The sequence below is a fragment of the Paraburkholderia dipogonis genome (genome assembly GCF_046027395.1).
Classification (GTDB): Bacteria; Pseudomonadota; Gammaproteobacteria; order Burkholderiales; family Burkholderiaceae; genus Paraburkholderia; species Paraburkholderia dipogonis_A.
The window spans coordinates 1-13,127 of record NZ_JAQQEG010000024.1 but is presented as its reverse complement, the minus strand read 5'-3'; the positions used below and the strand labels follow the sequence as shown (position 1 = coordinate 13,127).

The window sequence follows — 13,127 nt, the reverse complement described above, 5'->3', positions numbered from 1 at the left end:
GTCGATAATGCGAAGGTCGTTCGGGACAGAGGCCGGGAGTCAGCATCATACGAGAAGCATAGACACGGAGCGGCGGTAGAAGTTACCCGCGGCAAACGGACCGCCATCGACTGACGACTCAATCGTCTGCTTTTTAAAACAGCGACGAATCGAGAAGCGCAAACGTACACAAAAGGATAGAAGTAAAAGAATTCCTTCCGAATCTACCGAGATATTTTCAAAAATAGTATTTAATGGGAAAATCTCTTTAACGAAAGCGAAATTGGCGAGTTGCCTTTCCGCCGTTTTACTTCGAGAATCAGCGCCATGATAAAAATGCGTCCGCCATGTTCGGACGCATCTGCCGCGAGGGCACCCAGCCAAGCCATGCGTACCACGCGTGGCGGAAGGCGCTCGCGGATCACGCGCGCGGCAAGGGACCAGCCCGATCCACGAGGCCGCGCAGATTCATCTACGGGGTAGGCTTCGAACATGCCGGTCATAGCCGTCGTCCACCGTGCGCGTACGCTTTCAGGCGTGCCCACCGGTTCCGTCCATCGCGCCTCGCCGCGCGCGCTCCCCGCTCGCCTGCAATCCGGATTTCAGCAAGCTTCAGCCCGCTTTGCCGCTGGTCGACAGACTTCGCGCTAAAGAATCCACCTCGATCCGCCGTTAACGCGAATGAGCTAATTCCGCTTTCCGACCCGCCCATGCCTTTGCCTATTGTGATCGCCGATGATTCGTTGCTTGCCCGCAAAGTGCTCACCAAGGCATTGCCGCCGGACTGGGAGGTCGACGTGTCTTACGCATCGAACGGGCGCGAAGCGCTCGCTCTGTATCGTGAAGGCAAAGCGTCGGTGATGTTCCTCGACCTGACCATGCCGGACATGACCGGCTATCAGGTGCTGGAAGCGCTGCAGCACGAGGATCTGAACACCTTCGTCATCGTCGTCTCCGCCGATGTTCAGCCGATGGCCCAGTCGCGCGTGCGCGCGCTCGGCGCCGTGGCGTTCATCGCGAAGCCCGTGACGCCCGAGGCGGTACTACCCATCCTCAAGGAGTACGGGTTGTATGTCTGAGCCAGTCCTCAACGAAGATCAGCGCGACGCGCTGCAGGAGGTCGCCAATCTGGCGATGGGCCAAGCCGCGACGCGTCTTGCGCGGCTGCTCGATGCGTTCATCGAATTGTCGGTGCCGCGCGTGAAGGTGGTGGCGGTCAGCGAGGCGGCGCAGGCGCTGCGGGAGATGACCGGGATCGAGGACACGGTGAGCGCGGTGCGCCAGGGTTTCCGCTCCGATATCAAGGGCGAGGCGCTGGTGATCTGCCGCAGCGACAGCATCGAGCAACTGTGTGCGCTCGTCAGCGATCCGTACTCGCGCTCGACCTACGAGGCAGTGAGCCAGACAGAGCTGGTGTTCGATGTGGCCAACGTGCTGACCGGCGCCTGCGTGTCGTGCATTCTCGACCAGCTCGGCCGCACGCCGATCTTCTCCGCGCCGGGTTTGCTCGGCGAAGCCATGACGCTCGACGAGGTGTTCCAGCCCGGCGTGCTGCAATGGGAAGTCGCCTTGCTGGTCGAAGTGAATTTCGCGCTCGAGGACCAGAGCTTCCGCGCGCACCTCGTGATGCTGATGGCCGAAGAATCGATTCGCCACATGAACGGCGCGCTCGACGCGCTGCTGTCGAGCCTATGAATGTGCCCGTGGACTCGTTGAGCGATCTGGTGGTGGAACGTGTCGGTTTCGGCATCTTCGTGCTGGACCGCGACATGAACGTGCTCATGTGGAACCGCTTCATGCAGGATCACAGCGGACTGACGCCGGACCAGGTGGTCGGCAAGTCGCTGTACACGCATTTTCCGGAACTGCCGCGCGTGTGGCTGTCGCGCAAGATCGAAAGTGTTTTTCAGCTCGGCAGCTTTGCGTTCAGTTCGTGGGAGCAGCGCCCGTATCTCTTCAAGTTCGATCACGACCGACCGATTACCGGCGGCGTCGATTTCATGCAGCAGGACTGCACCTTCATGCCGCTCATGCGCGAGCGCGAAGTGGTGGCCGTGTGCGTGACCATTTCCGACGTTACGCACGTGAGCATCGTGCAGCGCGAACGCGAAGAGGCGGTCGCGAAGCTGCAGGAATATGCCGACCGCGACGGTCTGACGGGCATCGCCAACCGACGCTTCTTCGAAGCGCGTCTGCGCGACGAATACACGCGCTGGCAGCGCTACGGCGGCGATATGTCGGTGCTGCTGTTCGATCTCGATCACTTCAAGAAGATCAACGACCAGTTCGGCCACGGTGTCGGCGATACGGTGTTGCGCGTGATGGCGCAACGCGTCGTCGAGGTGGTGCGGGCGCAGGATACCTTCGGGCGTTTCGGCGGCGAGGAATTCGCGTTGCTACTGCCTTGCACGCCGCTCGACGACGCGATGCGCGTCGCGGAAAAGATTCGCTGCACGATCGCCGACACGCCGGTCGAAGTGCAGGGTACGAGCGTGCCGGTGACGGCGAGCGTCGGCGGCGCGTCGGCGCGGGTCGGCGTGCCTTCGTATGACGTGCTCATCAACGAAGCTGACGCCGCGCTCTATAGCGCAAAGCGGCAAGGACGCAATCGCTCGGTCGCGTTTGTCTGACGCCGCCACGCGGCAGCGACGTTTCCGCCCCGCACGAAGCGCCATGCAAGCCCTGCAGCAAGCCGTCTGACGCACCGCCCTACCGCTTCCGGGCTTCCTTCCGGCCCCAAATCCGCCGACGAAACTGCGGCATCTCACAAACGTTGATATACTTTTCGCCGTTTCCGGCCTCCCAGCCGGGTGTTTCGCGCGTGTCCCCGCGCGCGTGCCGCCGGCCCTGCGGGCAGGCATAAAACTTCTTGAACGCCTTTCAGCGGGCGCCTCCAGCGGAGATCGTCTTGGCTGTTTCCAATCTTGTCGTGGACGATACAGAAATCGACGCCGCTGCCGCCACATCCGGCAGCTCGTTCTATCTCGCAATGCGCATCCTGCCGGCCGCGCAGCGCGATGCGATGTATCAGGTCTACGCTTTCTGCCGCGCTGTCGACGATATCGCCGACAGCGACCTGCCGCGCGCCGAACGCGCCGCCGCGCTCGAGCGCTGGCGTGCCGATATCGACGCGTGCTACGCCGGCGCGCCGCGTGCTTCGCTGCGCGCGCTGACGCGGCACATTCACACGTTTCATCTGCAACGCGAAGACTTTCACGCGATGATCGACGGCATGGCGATGGACGCCGCCGAAGACATCTGCGCCCCCGATGAAGACACGCTCGACCTCTATTGCGACCGTGTCGCCAGTGCGGCGGGCCGTCTATCGGTGAGGATATTCGGGATGCAGGAAGAGCCCGGCCGTTTGCTCGCGCATCATCTGGGCCGCGCGCTGCAGCTCACCAACATCCTGCGCGATATCGACGAAGACGCCGGCATCAACCGCTGCTATCTGCCGCACGAACTGCTGGCGCGTGAAGGCATCGCGGTGACGAACCCCACGCAGATCGCCGATGACCCGTCGCTGCCGCGCGTGTGTGCCACGCTCGCCGAGCGGGCCAAGGAACACTTCGCCGCCTCTGACGCGATCATGGACCGCGAGCCGCGCAACCACGTGCGCGCGCCGCGCATCATGTCGGGCGTGTATCGCGTGCTGCTCGAACGGACGCTCGAGCGCGGCTTCGACATTCCGCGGACGAAGGTCAGCAAGCCCAAGCTCCGCATGCTGTGGATCGTCGCGCGTTACGCGCTCTTCTGAGCTGATGCAAAAGCTCGTACACGTGGTCGGCGCAGGCCTTGCCGGCCTGGCCGCCGCGGTGCAGTTGCAGCGGCGCGGCGCGCACGTCGTGCTGCATGAAGCGGCTGCCCAGGCGGGCGGCCGTTGCCGTTCGTACTACGACGCCAAGCTGGGCGCGACGCTCGACACCGGCAATCACATGGTGGTGTCGGGCAATGCCGCGACGCTGAACTACGCGCGAGCGATCGGCGCCGCCGACGAGCTGGTCGGCCCGGCCCAGCCCGAATATCCGTTCGTGGATCTGGCCACGCGGGCGCGCTGGACCGTGCGCCTGTCGCCGGGGCACCTGCCGTGGTGGGTCTTCGACCCAAACGCGCGCGTGCCGAACACCGGGCCGGGAGACTACCTGGCGCTCGCGCCGCTGCTGTTCGCCAAACCCGGGCGCAGCGTCGCACAGACCATGCGTTGCAACGGACCGTTGTGGGACCGCCTGCTGCGGCCACTGTTTCACGCCATGCTGAACGTCGAGCCGCGCGAAGCGTCGGCGGAACTGACGGGCGCCATGGTGCGCGAGGCCCTGCTTGCCGGCGGGCTCGCGTGCCGGCCGCTGGTGGCGCGCAACGGGCTGGGCAGCGCGTTCGTCGATCCGGCACTGCGGCTGCTGCAACATGGCGGCGCGGCGATCCGGCTGGGTTCGCGCCTGGACGGAATCGTCTTTGCCGCCGACAACCGCCGCGTGCAAGCACTGAATTTCGCCGCCGAAAGCATCGCGCTCGACGCGAACCAGGCCGTGATTCTCGCGGTATCGCCGGACATCGCGCAAACGCTCGTGCAAGGTTTGCGCGCACCGACGCGCTTCGCGGCGACCGTCAACGTGCATTTCGCGGTCGAGCCGCCGTTTGGTTTGCCGCAGGTCACCGGGCTGCTCAACGGCACGGCCGAGTGGCTGTTCGCCTTCGAAGGCCGCTTGTCGGTGACCGTGAACGGCGCTGAGCGGCTGCTCGACACGCCGCATGACGCACTCGCGGCCACCGTCTGGGCCGAAGTGGCTCAGGCGGCCGGATTACCGGTCGCGCCGATGCCGGCCTGGCAAGTCGTCGTGGAAAAACGTGCGACGTTCGCCGCGCTGCCGGATCAGGAAACGCGGCGGCCCGGCACGCGCACTCGCTGGAATAACTTGATGCTCGCGGGCGACTGGACGGCTACCGGCCTGCCCGCGACGATTGAAGGCGCGATCCGCTCCGGCCAGAAGGCCGCGGATACGTTGCTGAATGAACCGATGGAACGCCGATGAACGATTTATCTCAAGCCCAGCCGCTGGACGCCGTCCTGCCCGAATTCGCCGACGAAGCGCCGAATGCGCCCGCGCCCGCTGTTGTGGCCGAGGCGCCGGCAGCGTCGCTCGACGCCGCGATCACGCGCGCGACCGACGCGATTCTCGCCGCGCAGAAGGCGGACGGCCACTGGGTCTACGAACTCGAAGCCGACGCGACGATTCCCGCCGAATACGTGCTGCTGGTCCACTATCTCGGCGAAACGCCGAACGTGGAGCTGGAACAGAAGATCGCGCGCTATCTGCGCCGCATCCAGTTGCCCGACGGTGGCTGGCCGCTATTCACCGACGGCGCGCTCGACATCAGCGCCAGCGTAAAGGCGTATTTCGCACTGAAGATGATCGGCGACCCGGTCGACGCCGAGCACATGGTCCGCGCACGCGAGGCGATTCTCGCCAACGGCGGTGCCGAAACCGTGAACGTCTTCACGCGGATTCTGCTTGCGCTGTTCGGCGCGGTGTCCTGGCGCGCGGTGCCGATGATGCCCGTCGAGATCATGCTGTTGCCCATGTGGTTCCCGTTCCATCTGTCGAAGGTGTCGTACTGGGCGCGTACCGTGATCGTGCCGCTGCTCGTGCTCAACGCGAAGCGGCCGGTGGCGCGCAACCCGCGCCGCGTGCGGATCGACGAGCTGTTCCGCGGCGCGCCGGTCAACACCGGCCCGCGCGATCGGGCGCCACATCAGCATGCCGGCTGGTTCCGCTTTTTCAGTGGCGTGGACGTGCTGCTGCGCGCGGTCGACGGCCTTTTCCCGAAGGCCACGCGCGAGCGCGCGGTGCGCGAGGCGGTAGCTTTCGTCGACGAACGGCTCAATGGCGAAGACGGCCTCGGCGCGATTTTCCCGGCCATGGCGAATTCGGTGATGATGTACGACGTGCTCGGTTATCCGGCCGATCATCCGAATCGCGCGATTGCTCGTCAGTCGATCGACAAGCTGCTCGTTATCAAGGATGACGAAGCATATTGCCAGCCGTGTCTGTCGCCGGTCTGGGATACGTCGCTCGCGGCGCACGCGCTGCTCGAAACCGGCGAGGCGTATGCCGAACAGGCCGCCGAACGCGGGCTTGCGTGGCTGCGTCCGCTGCAGATTCTCGACGTGCGCGGCGACTGGATTTCGCGCCGTCCGAATGTGCGGCCAGGTGGTTGGGCGTTCCAGTACAACAACGCGCACTATCCGGACGTCGACGATACGGCGGTGGTCGCCATGGCGATGCAGCGCTCGGCAGCGCTCACGCAATCGGATGTCGATCGCGAAGCGATTGCGCGGGCACGCGAATGGGTGGTCGGCATGCAGAGCAGCGACGGCGGCTGGGGCGCGTTCGAACCGGAAAACACGCAGTACTACCTGAACAACATTCCGTTCTCCGATCACGGCGCCCTGCTCGATCCGCCGACCGCGGACGTCTCGGGCCGCTGCCTGTCGATGCTCGCGCAACTCGGCGAACTGCCGCAGAACAGCGAGCCGGCGCAACGCGCGTTCGCGTACATGCTGAAGGAACAGGAATCGGACGGTAGCTGGTACGGCCGCTGGGGCCTGAACTACATCTACGGCACCTGGACCGCGCTGTGTTCGCTGAGCGCAGCCGGCATGTCGCACGACGACCCGCGTATGAAGCGCGCCGCGCAGTGGCTCCTGTCGATCCAGAACGAAGACGGCGGCTGGGGCGAGGGCGGCGAGAGCTACAAGCTCGACTACCACGGCTATGAGCGCGCGCCGAGCACGGCTTCGCAAACCGCTTGGGCCCTGATGGGCCTGATGGCGGCCGGCGAGGTCAATCACGAAGCGGTCGCGCGCGGCGTCGCATACTTGCAGCGTGAACAGCGCGAGCACGGCCTGTGGGACGAAACGCGTTTCACCGCGACCGGCTTCCCGCGCGTGTTCTATCTGCGTTATCACGGCTATCGCAAGTTCTTCCCGTTGTGGGCGCTGGCGCGCTTCCGTCATCTGAAGCGCAATGGCCTCACGCGCGTCGCGGTCGGGATGTAACGGATGCCGCTTTCCACAAGCCTGTCAGTCGATGACGGCCGCAGTCCCTTGCCGGTGATCGTGGTGACGGGCATGGCGTTCGAGGCGCGCATCGCCCGTGGCGAAGGCGTCGAGGTCGTCTACGCGGCGCGCGCCGATCTGCTGGAGCGCGCGTTGAGCGCGGCAGTGGCGCGTGGCTGTTCGGGCATCATCAGTTTCGGCACGGCGGGCGGTTTGGCGCCGGATCTGGAGCCGGGCTCGCTGATCGTCGCGGACGCCGTCGAGGGGCCATTTGGGCGCCTCCCGACCGATCGGCCATGGTCCGACAGGCTCGCGGCCGCGCTGGCGGCCGGGCCGCCCTCCGCGCGTTTGCGACGCGGTCTCATGGCGGCCGTCACCGCGCCCCTGGTGACGGCGGGCGACAAGGACGTGCTGCATCGTTCGAACGGCGCTTTGGCGGTGGATATGGAATCGCACATTGCCGGTGCGAAAGCCGCCGCGCATGGCGTGCCGTTTGCCGTGTGCCGCGCGATCGTCGATCCGGCGTGGCGCACGCTGCCTTCCGCGGCCACGGCCGGTCTGCGCGACGACGGCAGCACGGCGCTCGGGCCGATTCTGCGGGAATTGATCCGGCAGCCATCGCAGCTCGGCGCGCTGATCCAGGTTGCCGTCGATGCCCGGGCGGCGCGCCGCTCGCTGGTCCAGGCACGGCGTGCGATGGGCGAGGCCGGGGCCTTGCGGATGGCCACCATCTGAAGCGCGCGTCGCGACGGCGCTTTCCCTGTTATTCAGCAGATGTTGAAGTACTAGGGAAAACCCTTATATTTGGTACAGTGTCAGTGTTAACCCTATGTCGTAACGCCAAGCGTTCGGCCTAGGCGCCTCAAACACGGAGTACCAAATGAATTTCCACACCAGAAAGTGGGTCAAGCCCGAAGATCTGAACCCCAACGGCACGCTGTTCGGCGGCAGCCTTCTGCGCTGGATCGACGAAGAAGCGGCGATCTATGCCATCTGCCAGATGGACAATCAGCGCGTCGTGACCAAGTTCATGTCCGAGATCAATTTCGTCAGTTCGGCGCGGCAGGGCGACATCATCGAACTCGGCATGACCGCCACGCATTTCGGCCGCACGTCGATCACGCTGCGCTGTGAAGTGCGTAACAAGATCACGCGCAAAAGCATCCTGACCGTCGAGAAGATGGTGTTCGTCAATCTCGACGAGAACGGCGAGCCGGCGCCTCACGGGCGCACGCGGATTCGTTATGCGGATGAGGCGTTTGCCCGATATCGCGAGGATTCGCGGCCGGTGCCGCAAGGCGCGGTTGCCGTCGAAGAAGAGCGGGTTGCGTCGCGCGCTGAGGTGGATAGCCTGCATTGAGCCGGTGATTGGCTCTAACCCAGGCTGCGGCGCGTTGCACGCCGAGGTTGGAGTTCGTCCTGTCTTGGCCAGCGTCTAGCCCGGCTTTACGGGGCGCCCGTTCTGGGTGCCCTGTCTGAATCCCAATACTTATTTTGCGTTTATTGCGTGACTGGCGCCGAAGCCGGCTGCGTGCCGTCGGCCGGTGCTGTGGGCGACGTCGGAGCGGCCGTGCCTGAAGCGCCGCTGGGCGTCGCAGCCGGAGCGGGCGTCTCGCCTGGATCGTTGTAGTTGGGCACACCTGCCGGCGCGGCCGGCGTCGAGCCCGCTGCGCCGCTCGCGGGCGTCTCTCCCGGATCGGTGTAGTTGGGCACACCTGCCGGGGCCCCTGTGGCGGCGCCCGAGGCCGCATTCGGAGCCTCCGCGGCGTCGCCCGGATCCGCGTAGTTCGGCAGAGCGCCCGCCGCCGGCGCGCCCGCCGCGGGTGCCGACGAGGCGCCGGAATCGCCCTGATCGTCATAGTTCGGCAGCGGCGCGGCGTTGTCGCCGGTGCCGCCCAGTCGCGCACGGCGTTGCTGCGTATAGGCGTCGCGCACGAACGAGTACTTGTCCAACGCGGCCTGTTGCAGCAGATCCGACGCACCCAGCAGGTCGGAGCGCACGCTCACGAACTGCAGCACGTACAGCGGATTGCGCACCGCCGGCTCCATGTAGTTCAGCGGATTGAACTTCACGTCGACGATAAGACCCATGCTGTCACGCACCGTGCTCGGGCCGAACAGCGGCAGGACGAGGTACGGGCCCGACGGAATGCCCCAGTGACCCAGTGTCAGGCCGAAATCCTGATGGTGCTTGGGCAGCCCGGCCGGCGTCGCCCAATCGAGCAGGCCGCCCAGACCGAAGGTCGAATTGAACGCGAAACGGACGAGGTCCTCGGTTGCGTCGGTGATCTTCAACTGCAGCAGCGCATTCGCGGCGTTGGTCAGATCGCCCAGATTCGAGAAGAAGTTGCTCACGGCAGTGCGCAACGGTTGCGGTGTCACCTTCTGGTAACCCTTCGCCACCGGAACGGCGACATAGCGGTCCAACCCGTCGTTGAAATTGAACACGGCCCGGTTCACCGGTTCGAACGGGTCGCCGGGCTTGCGGTCGGGGCCGGTGGCGCAGCCGGAAATCAAACCGGCGGCGACGAGTGCCAGCGCGCTGTTACGCAGCTTCATGCTTATATTCCTTTTTGCTTCGCGCGACGTGAGCGCGGCTTGCCCATCAGCACGGGTTGAAACACCACGGCGCCGATCAGCGTGCAGAACAACGAGAGCGCCAGCAGGCGCCCCATACTGGACGTCCCCGGATGGTGCGATAGCCAGAGGCTGCCGAACGCCGTCGCCGTGGTCGCCGCACTGAACAGCACAGCGTGCGTCAGGCTCGACTGCAGGAGGCCGGTCTGACCGTGGCGCCACGCCATCACGAAGTAGATCTTGAACGCTACGCCGACGCCGAGCATCAGCGGCAAAGCGATGATATTCGCAAAGTTCAGTGGCATGCCGAATACCACGCACAACTCGAGCGTCACGAGCGCCGACACGAGCAGCGGCACCAGCGTGCGCAGCATGTCGCCGACGCGCCGCAGCGCGATCCACAGCAGGATCGCAATCGACACGAGCGCGTAGCCGGCGGCCTGCAGGAACGCCTTGATGATGGTGTCGGCCGAATGCAGGATCGAAATCGGCCCGCCGATCGCGCCCGGCTCCGCCTTCTTCACCGCGTGGGCGAAGTGCGCGAGCATGACGTCGTCGTTCGGATCGGTGCCGGGTTTCACCTTCGGCGAAATGTCGACGAGAGCGCGGCCGTCCTTCGAGACCCAACCCTTGGAGATTTCCTTGGGGAGGTTCTCGCGGGTGATCTCGGTGGGTTGCAGCAGGTTGGCCAACTGCTTCAGCGCGATGCGCAGCGTGTCGGACATCGCGGTTTCGGCGCGATCGCGCGTGGCGGCATCGGCGGCGGCTAACTTCTGCAATGTGGCGGACAGATGCTTGGCTTCGGCGGCGCCTGGGCCCGGGTGATCGTCGGCGGCGAGCGAGAGCTGGTTCGACGCGCGCTTGAGCGCGGCGACGCGCACCGCATCCGTCGCCTGTTGCGCGGGCTGTTGCTGCAGCGCGGGCAATAGCTGCTGCGCGGCGCTCGCGATCAGCATCAGCTTCTGCTGCTGATCGGCGGGAACGAAGGTGTCGAGCGTGTTGACGCGGCCCACTTCCGGCAACGTACGCAGACGCGCGGCCATGCGGTCGGCCTCGGCGAGCGACGGCGCCAGCACATGCACGTTGTTGACCGCCGCCTCAGGCGAATCCTTCAGCGACAACAGCGTCGCCATCGATTCCGTGTGCGGATCCTTCAGATGAAGCGGGTTGAAGTCGAAGCGCAAATGCGTGAGCAACGGCGTGGCGCCGATCACGACGATGAGCGTGCCGATCAGCACCGGCTTGCGATGGTGGTCGAGAAAATCGTCGACGGGCGCGAGCTGCTTGAAGCCTGGCGAACCTGCTTCGCCGGGCGGCCTGAAGATCTTCAGCAGGGCCGGCAGCAGCGTCATGTTGGTGAAATACGCGACGAACATGCCGACGCCCGCGATTTCGCCCAACTCGGACACGCCACGGTAAGCCGTCGGCAGGAACGAGAAGAAGCTCAACGCGACGGCGACCGCGGCGAGCGTGAGTGGCACGCCGATGCTGTGCGATGTATGCATGAGCGCGGCGGAAAGACGGTTGTCGCGATTGCGCTCCTCACGATACTTGACGCCGAACTGCACGCCGAAATCGACCCCGAGCCCGACGAACAGCACCATGAAGGCGACCGAAATCATGTTCAGCGCGCCGACCAGCATCAGGCCGAGCGCCGCGGTGATCGCGAGCCCGACGAACAGCGTGATGAACACGGCGGCGATCATGCGGCCCGAGCGCAGGGCCAGCCACAAAATGATCAGCACGACGATGAAGGTGCCGATGCCGTTGAGCACCGCGCCGTCCTTGACCGACGCGAACTCTTCGTCCGCGAGCGGCTGTTCGCCGGTCAGACGGACGATGGCGCCGTAGCGGGACTCGAGGTGCAGCGCGGCGGCGGTGTCGCGGATCGACTTCGAGGCCGTCGCGCCCGGCTCCAGCGCGTCGTAGTTTACGACCGGCTGCACGATGACGAAGGCGCGCGCGGGCTCGGTGGCCGCGCTCCTGTCGACTAACGCACGCCATGAGAAGGCGGCCGGCTGGCCGGCCAGCACACGGTCGAGTGTGGTCGCGCTTTGCGACAGCAGGTGGCTCATGTCGCCGAGCTTCACCTGGCCGAGCTGAAGCGGCAGCAACAGACTCGTGGTCAGCGTGCCGGCAAGACCGGTCAAGCTCGGATCGTGCGCGAGGGCATTGACGAGCGGGCGCGACTGGACGAGCTGCGAGGTGGTCGACATGACTTCGTCGGTCGACGGGAACAGCAGGCCGTTGTGCTCGAAGAACGGACCGCCGGCCGGCTGCGAAACCGCTACGAACTCCTTTGGATCGGCCTTGAGCGCCGTGGTCAGGGCTTGCGCGGCGGCGTCGGCGAATTCCGGCGCGCGCGCTTCGACGACCACCAGCACGGTTTGACCGCGATCCGGGAAGGCCTGGTCCATGGCATTTTCGAGCGACGACCATTGCTTGTCGGTCTCGATGAGACGGCTGATGTCCGTGTTGATCTTGAAGTTATAGGCAACGTAGAAACCGCTCAGAACGGCGAGCACGAGCGACAGGGCGACGATCCTCATCGGATGACGCACTGAATAGGCGACGAGACGGACAATAGATGACTTCAGCATGTAGGCGAACGTGGCCTTATCACGGTTGTTGTTTTTGACGAAAGTGCACAAGTATACAGAGCCGGAGCGGTCAGTCTCCGGTTCGGTAGCAAGTGCGGCTCCCGCACACGCTCTTCGGGGCGGGAACGCAATCTCGGTATACTGGTCTATCCTGCTTTCGCCGCGTGCTTGCAAGCCCGGCGGCGCTTACTTCTTTCAGGTTCTGTCGAGCGTATGAAACGTTATCTGTCTGCTTTTCTGGCTGCGGCCGTGGTGTCCACCGCGGCATATGCGCAAAGCGCGCCCGACGCGGTGGTAAAAAGTGCTGTCGAGGGCACGGTGGCCGCGATGAAGGCTGACCCGCAGGCGCGCGGCGGCGACATGGCGAAGATCACCCAACTGGTGGAGTCGCGCTTCCTGCCCGCCACCGACTTTCAGCGCACCACGCGGATCGCGGTCGGCAAGGCCTGGGCTACCGCGACACCCGACCAGCAAAAGCAACTGTACGAGCAGTTTACGCTGCTGCTCACGCGCACTTACGCGGCCTCGCTGTCGCAACTGCGTGACCAGGACGTGAAGTTCAAGTTCTTGCCGGTCAACGTTCCGGCCGGCGCCAAAGACGTTGTCGTGCAGTCGCACGTGCTGAGCAACGGCGGCGATGATGCGATCGACTATCGCATGACCAAGGGTGCCGCTGGCTGGAAGGTCTACGACATCAATATGATGGGCGCCTGGCTGATCCAGGTGTATCAGACGCAATTCGCCGATCAGATTTCCAAAGGCGGCATCGACGGGTTGATCAAGTTTTTGACCGCCCACAATGCGCGCAGCGCGGGGTGACGGTTGATGGTCTCACGTCGAGCGTGAGGCCTGAGGTATAAAAAAGCGGGGGGGGGGGGGGGGGCGCGCGCGGGGGGGGGGGGGGGCCCCCGGGG

The 13,127-nt window shown here is 65.1% G+C and carries 12 protein-coding genes; 9 read left to right on the top strand and 3 right to left on the bottom strand.

From position 1 onward, the window contains the following. Nucleotides 1–230 precede the first annotated feature (230 nt). Nucleotides 231–482 carry a hypothetical protein gene (locus PQR32_RS24185; RefSeq protein ID WP_408232615.1) on the bottom strand — a complete coding sequence of 84 codons (252 nt, stop codon included), beginning with the start codon at nucleotides 480–482 and terminating at the stop codon, nucleotides 231–233. A 207-nt stretch (nucleotides 483–689) separates the two neighbouring features. Here PQR32_RS24185 and PQR32_RS24180 point away from each other — a divergent pair, with 207 nt between their 5' ends. The 8 genes from PQR32_RS24180 (at nucleotide 690) to PQR32_RS24145 (ending at nucleotide 8,396) form a co-directional block, all read left to right on the top strand. Further along, nucleotides 690–1,058, top strand: a complete 369-nt coding sequence (locus PQR32_RS24180) for a response regulator (protein ID WP_132383375.1) — start codon at nucleotides 690–692, stop codon at nucleotides 1,056–1,058. Continuing rightward, nucleotides 1,051–1,674 (top strand): chemotaxis protein CheC, encoded by a 624-nt coding sequence (locus PQR32_RS24175; RefSeq protein WP_168789145.1) that lies wholly within the window; start codon nucleotides 1,051–1,053, stop codon nucleotides 1,672–1,674. Before PQR32_RS24180 ends, PQR32_RS24175 begins: the two co-directional genes overlap by 8 nt. Further along, the gene (locus PQR32_RS24170) at nucleotides 1,671–2,609 is read left to right on the top strand and encodes a sensor domain-containing diguanylate cyclase (RefSeq protein ID WP_408232612.1); all 939 of its coding nucleotides are present in this window, start codon (nucleotides 1,671–1,673) and stop codon (nucleotides 2,607–2,609) included. The genes PQR32_RS24175 and PQR32_RS24170 overlap by 4 nt, the downstream gene beginning before the upstream one ends. Before the next feature lie 278 nt (nucleotides 2,610–2,887). Continuing rightward, a complete protein-coding gene (gene hpnD / locus PQR32_RS24165) occupies nucleotides 2,888–3,736 on the top strand; it encodes a presqualene diphosphate synthase HpnD (protein WP_408232609.1) in 849 nt (282 codons plus the stop codon). A gap of 4 nt (nucleotides 3,737–3,740) precedes the next feature. Beyond that, on the top strand, nucleotides 3,741–5,009 hold the full coding sequence (hpnE, locus tag PQR32_RS24160) for a hydroxysqualene dehydroxylase HpnE (protein WP_408232606.1): 1,269 nt from the start codon (nucleotides 3,741–3,743) through the stop codon (nucleotides 5,007–5,009). Then, complete coding sequence (gene shc, locus PQR32_RS24155) at nucleotides 5,006–7,036, top strand: squalene--hopene cyclase (protein ID WP_408232603.1); 2,031 nt, start codon at nucleotides 5,006–5,008, stop codon at nucleotides 7,034–7,036. The genes hpnE and shc overlap by 4 nt, the downstream gene beginning before the upstream one ends. Nucleotides 7,037–7,039: 3 nt before the next feature. Then, a complete protein-coding gene (locus tag PQR32_RS24150; RefSeq protein WP_408232601.1) occupies nucleotides 7,040–7,771 on the top strand; it encodes a phosphorylase in 732 nt (243 codons plus the stop codon). Nucleotides 7,772–7,916: 145 nt separating this feature from the next. Further along, entirely contained in the window at nucleotides 7,917–8,396 is a 480-nt protein-coding gene (locus PQR32_RS24145; RefSeq protein ID WP_408232598.1) for an acyl-CoA thioesterase, read from the top strand. Nucleotides 8,397–8,536: 140 nt separating this feature from the next. Here PQR32_RS24145 and PQR32_RS24140 read toward each other — a convergent pair whose 3' ends face one another. Then, nucleotides 8,537–9,595 carry an MlaA family lipoprotein gene (locus PQR32_RS24140; protein ID WP_408232595.1) on the bottom strand — a complete coding sequence of 353 codons (1,059 nt, stop codon included), beginning with the start codon at nucleotides 9,593–9,595 and terminating at the stop codon, nucleotides 8,537–8,539. A 2-nt stretch (nucleotides 9,596–9,597) separates the two neighbouring features. Next, entirely contained in the window at nucleotides 9,598–12,213 is a 2,616-nt protein-coding gene (gene hpnN / locus PQR32_RS24135; RefSeq protein ID WP_408232592.1) for a hopanoid transporter HpnN, read from the bottom strand. 213 nt (nucleotides 12,214–12,426) lie between these two features. Here hpnN and PQR32_RS24130 point away from each other — a divergent pair, with 213 nt between their 5' ends. Continuing rightward, the gene (locus PQR32_RS24130; protein WP_132383355.1) at nucleotides 12,427–13,032 is read left to right on the top strand and encodes an MlaC/ttg2D family ABC transporter substrate-binding protein; all 606 of its coding nucleotides are present in this window, start codon (nucleotides 12,427–12,429) and stop codon (nucleotides 13,030–13,032) included. The last annotated feature ends 95 nt before the right edge of the window (nucleotides 13,033–13,127 follow it).